Origin of the sequence: Bacillus sp. SIMBA_074, assembly GCF_046534555.1 — a bacterium.
Lineage (GTDB): Bacteria > Bacillota > Bacilli > Bacillales > Bacillaceae_G > Bacillus_A > Bacillus_A mycoides.
This window is the reverse complement of the sequence record NZ_JAWRYM010000196.1, coordinates 1-354: the sequence shown is the minus strand read 5'-3', so window position 1 is coordinate 354 and position 354 is coordinate 1. Positions and strand designations below refer to the sequence as shown.

3 tRNA genes are annotated in these 354 nt (G+C 50.3%); all 3 read right to left on the bottom strand.

Annotated features, from left to right (window positions below):
• Positions 1-114 precede the first annotated feature (114 nt).
• Positions 115-190 (bottom strand) — tRNA-Ala (locus SB773_RS30480).
• A gap of 9 nt (positions 191-199) precedes the next feature.
• A tRNA-Pro gene (locus tag SB773_RS30475) sits at positions 200-273 on the bottom strand.
• A gap of 8 nt (positions 274-281) precedes the next feature.
• Positions 282-354, bottom strand: a tRNA-Arg gene (locus tag SB773_RS30470).

Genomic DNA, 354 nt, shown 5'->3' with positions numbered 1-354 from the left:
AGCGTTCATCCTGAGCCAGGATCAAACTCTCCAATAAAGTTAGTTTGTCTAGCATCTAAAAATAAAAATTGACGTTTACGTTGTTTGTTTCGTTCAGTTTTCAAAGAACTTTTTTGGTGGAGCCTAGCGGGATCGAACCGCTGACCTCCTGCGTGCAAGGCAGGCGCTCTCCCAGCTGAGCTAAGGCCCCAAACAAGTATCGGGAAGACAGGATTTGAACCTGCGACCCCCTGGTCCCAAACCAGGTGCTCTACCAAGCTGAGCCACTTCCCGAAAGAAAACGCGCCCGAGAGGAGTCGAACCCCTAACCTCTTGATCCGTAGTCAAACGCTCTATCCAATTGAGCTACGGGCG